At 73.7% G+C, this 3,204-nt stretch carries 6 protein-coding genes; 4 read left to right on the forward strand and 2 right to left on the reverse strand.

Going from position 1 to position 3,204, the window contains the following annotated elements; translation table 11 throughout:
• From E4O86_RS22610 to E4O86_RS22625, 4 genes are all read left to right on the forward strand, one after another.
• Positions 1-628 (forward strand): sensor histidine kinase (locus E4O86_RS22610; protein ID WP_205521056.1); only part of this gene is annotated, 628 nt, incomplete at its 5' end.
• On the forward strand, positions 619-1,275 hold the full coding sequence (locus E4O86_RS22615; RefSeq protein WP_161142798.1) for a peptidoglycan-binding domain-containing protein: 657 nt from the start codon (positions 619-621) through the stop codon (positions 1,273-1,275). The genes E4O86_RS22610 and E4O86_RS22615, both read left to right, overlap by 10 nt.
• Before the next feature lie 3 nt (positions 1,276-1,278).
• Positions 1,279-1,620, forward strand: a complete 342-nt coding sequence (locus tag E4O86_RS22620; RefSeq protein ID WP_161142799.1) for a DUF1491 family protein — start codon at positions 1,279-1,281, stop codon at positions 1,618-1,620.
• Positions 1,621-1,699: 79 nt separating this feature from the next.
• On the forward strand, positions 1,700-1,891 hold the full coding sequence (locus tag E4O86_RS22625; RefSeq protein ID WP_161142800.1) for a hypothetical protein: 192 nt from the start codon (positions 1,700-1,702) through the stop codon (positions 1,889-1,891).
• Here E4O86_RS22625 and E4O86_RS22630 read toward each other — a convergent pair.
• Both E4O86_RS22630 and E4O86_RS22635 read right to left on the reverse strand, forming a co-directional pair.
• On the reverse strand, positions 1,870-2,493 hold the full coding sequence (locus tag E4O86_RS22630) for a DUF1254 domain-containing protein (RefSeq protein WP_161142801.1): 624 nt from the start codon (positions 2,491-2,493) through the stop codon (positions 1,870-1,872). The genes E4O86_RS22625 and E4O86_RS22630 overlap by 22 nt on opposite strands.
• Positions 2,490-3,068 carry a DUF1214 domain-containing protein gene (locus tag E4O86_RS22635; protein ID WP_161142802.1) on the reverse strand — a complete coding sequence of 193 codons (579 nt, stop codon included), beginning with the start codon at positions 3,066-3,068 and terminating at the stop codon, positions 2,490-2,492. Before E4O86_RS22635 ends, E4O86_RS22630 begins: the two co-directional genes overlap by 4 nt.
• Positions 3,069-3,204 lie beyond the last annotated feature (136 nt).

The following is a 3,204-nucleotide window of genomic DNA, read 5'->3' on the forward strand; positions in this document are numbered from 1 at the left end:
GCCCGGCGGAACCGCCGACCGGAGCCCGGGGGCCGGCGCGGAGGAGAGGGGTCCCGTCCTCGCTCCGGGCCCGGCCCCGGCTTCGGTCGCGGTGCGCGGAACCGCGCCGGCGATCCGGACCGCCGCGGCCTGCGACGCGGTCGCGGCCATCCGCTTCGCGTGCCGGCTGCTTTCCCGCGAGGCGCTGGAGCGGGGCATCGCGCTCGAGCTCGACATGTGCCCGCGGGCCATGGCCGCATGCGACGAGCGGACCTGCCGGCAGGTCCTTCTCAACGTGCTCGGCAACGCGGTGAAGCATGCGCACGGCGCGACGAAGGTCACCCTTTCGGTGCGCCCGGCGCGCGGCGCGATCTCGATCAGGATCTCCGACGACGGGATCGGGCTCACCGACGAGGAATGCCGGACGCTGCGGCAGGCCTACCGCCGCGGCGCCTCGGCGACGGCCGAGGGGAGCGGCCTCGGGCTGGCGATCGTGCAGGAGCTCATTGACGAGAACGGCGGCAGTCTGCTCATCTCCCGCGGCAGCGAGGGCGGGCTCAGCGTGGAGGTCCGGCTGCCGGCGGCCGCGGACGGCGCCATCCCTGCATCCGACGGCATGGACAACGGGAGAGAGCGGACTTGCCGGTAAGGCTACGCAAGATCCTCTTCAACGGGCGGAGCGCGCTCGCCGCCGGCGTCCTCTGCGTGTCCGCCGCCGTGGCGGCGAACGCGCTCTACGGCCAGGCGAACCGGCATCCGGCGCCGCTCTTCGCGACGCGCAGCGACGAGAGCTTCCGCTCCGCCGCCGCAATCGCGCCCGAAACGATCCAGGCGGTGCAGCTCGCGCTTCTCCAGGCGGGCCTCTATGACGGGCCGCTCGACGGCCGGACCGGGCCGAAGACGCGGCAGGCGGTCGCCGCCTATCAGCGCGAGGCCGGCCTCGCGGTGACCGGCGAGCCGAGCGAGGCGCTGCTCGCCTCGCTCGCCGGCGCAGATGCCCCCGCCGAGCCGGCGGCGCGCCCGCCCGAGCCTGCGGAGAGCCGCACGGTGGCATCCGCGGAAGCCGAAATGCCGCACGCGCAGCCCGGAGCGCCGCCCGATTCCCGGATCATGGCCGTGCAGAGGGCGCTCGAGATGGCGGCCTACGGTCCGCTGACGCCCGACGGCATTCTCGGGCCCCAGACGCGGGAGGCGATCACGCGGTTCCAGGCCGACAACGGCCTGCCCGCGACCGGGACGATCGACGATCGCCTGATCGAGCGGCTGCGCAGCGTCGGCGCGATGAGCGGCGTCTAGCGGTTGCGCCTCAGGAGCGATTTCTGGGTCGCCGCCCTCCGCCGCCGCGCCGAGGCGGACGGCGCCTTCGTCCATATCGCCCGCAAGGGCGCCGCCGAGGCGGGGGCGATCTTCATCCTCGTCAACAGGCTGGACGGTTCGCTCGACCTCTACGGCCCGGCGCCGCAGGCCGCCATGGCGGAAGCCGAAGCGGGCGACCGGAAATTCTCGCTGGTGGCGGCGGGCCTCGACGAGGCCCGGGCCGCGGAACGGATCCGGTCCGAGGCGAAGTTCGACAGCGACCTCTGGGTCGTCGAGATCGAGGATCGGGCCGGGCGTGTCTTTGCGGACACAGTGGCGATCTGACCGAATCCGTTCACGCTGCGTTAACCACGCGCCCGCGAACCTCTGCCGAGTTCAGGAAGGGGCCAGAGGGAGATTGGCCGTGGCAGAGATCCTTCCATTCCGCCGCGCCGGCCTGGGCCGGCGGCAGCGACCGGGGACCGGCAGGCATGCCGAGATCGTGATCTTTCCCGGCATCCGCGTCGAATATCACGGGCCGAGCGTGCGGCCGGACCTCCGGCTCGCTCCTCGCGAGGCCGAGCGCCAGGCCAATCAGGTCGGCCCGTCGGCCTGATCCTCCGGCGCCGGCGGCGGCGCCCACGGCCCGCATTCGGCGTGCTCGAGGATCCGGGTCGCCTCGTCGCGCCCCGAGTCCGCCGGCGCGTAGATGCGCAGGAGCGCGATGAGGCGCTCGGCATTGGTTTCGACGACGATCCTGCGGTCGATGTCGGGCGGCGGGTTCTCCTTGAGCGCCGCATTCTGCACCGGCGTGACGACGAGCATGTCGAGCTGCCCCTCCAAGGCCGTCCTGTCGTTCAGGCTGAACACGATCAGGCCGCGCGGATCGTAGAGCGCCATCGACCAGAAGCCGCCGCTGGAGGAGAGCGAGATCGCGGCGGGCGCGGCCGAAAGGTCGAGCCGGCAGGCGCCGTGCACGAAGAGCGGATCGAGACCGGGCACCGCGTGCTCGCCTTCGCCGATCAAAGCGAATCCGTCGGGAGCGGCGACCGCGGCGAGCCGCGACCAGCCGTTCTCGGTGGCGAAGCGCGGCACGAGCAGGATCGTCACGATGTGGATGACGCCGGCCGTCAGGAGGATCGCGAGGAGGGCGACGGCGATCTGCCCGCCATCGGTCCGGCGGCGGCGGGGCATGTCCGGGATCCCGTCGGCGATCATTCGCAGCCCTCGGCGACGACGTCGGGCATGACGAGGCTCGCGATCGCGGTGTCGACGCGCGCCGTCGTGTCGTAGAGCCGCATCACGATCCTGAAGCGGTCCATGCCCGCCGACGAGATCCAGTTGCCGGCATGGGGCGCCGGGGAGACCACGAGCTCGAAGCTGCCGTCGGGGCGGCGAAGGATGGCGTCGCTTCCGATCGCACGGGCGCGGCCGGGCACCCCCGGCTCGCCCTCCGGCGGCTCGACCGCAGCGGTCCAGAGCCTCGCCGTCGGCGTCTGCCCCGCCACCCGATAGTCGCACCGGGCCCGCAGCGGCGCGCCCGAGCTGTCGGTCTCCGTCGAGATCTCGAGCCCTTCTCCGGAGCCGAGCGGGATCTCCCCGGTCCGGGCGAGGCGGGCGCGCGAATAGGGGTCGCCGTCGGCTGTGCCGGCCCGCGGCCACGCCTTCCACGGGCCGGCGGAGAGCACGTCGAGCGGCGCCGGCGAGCGCACCGCCAGATAGGCCGTGCCGCCGCCGAGAAGGATCGCGGCGGCCATGCTGAGAAGCAGCGCGAAGAGGCGCGGGACGGACATTCGCCGCCGTCAGCGCAGCCGCGCGCCCGGCAGGGCGGCCTGGCGCTGCAGCGGCGTGGCGGCGGCTCCCGCCTGCTTGAACGCCCCGCCGAGACGGTCGAGCGTGTCGACGGTCGCCGGCGCGAGCCGCGTCGCG

The sequence above is a fragment of the Propylenella binzhouense genome (assembly GCF_009866965.1).
Taxonomy (GTDB): Bacteria; Pseudomonadota; Alphaproteobacteria; order Rhizobiales; family Afifellaceae; genus Propylenella; species Propylenella binzhouense.

Bases quoted from the DNA above. Each gene is read 5' to 3' on its own strand.
- E4O86_RS22630 (WP_161142801.1), bottom strand. From the start codon at position 2,493: ATGATCGCCGACGGGATCCCGGACATGCCCCGCCGCCGCCGGACCGAT.
- E4O86_RS22635 (WP_161142802.1), bottom strand. From the start codon at position 3,068: ATGTCCGTCCCGCGCCTCTTCGCGCTGCTTCTCAGCATGGCCGCCGCG.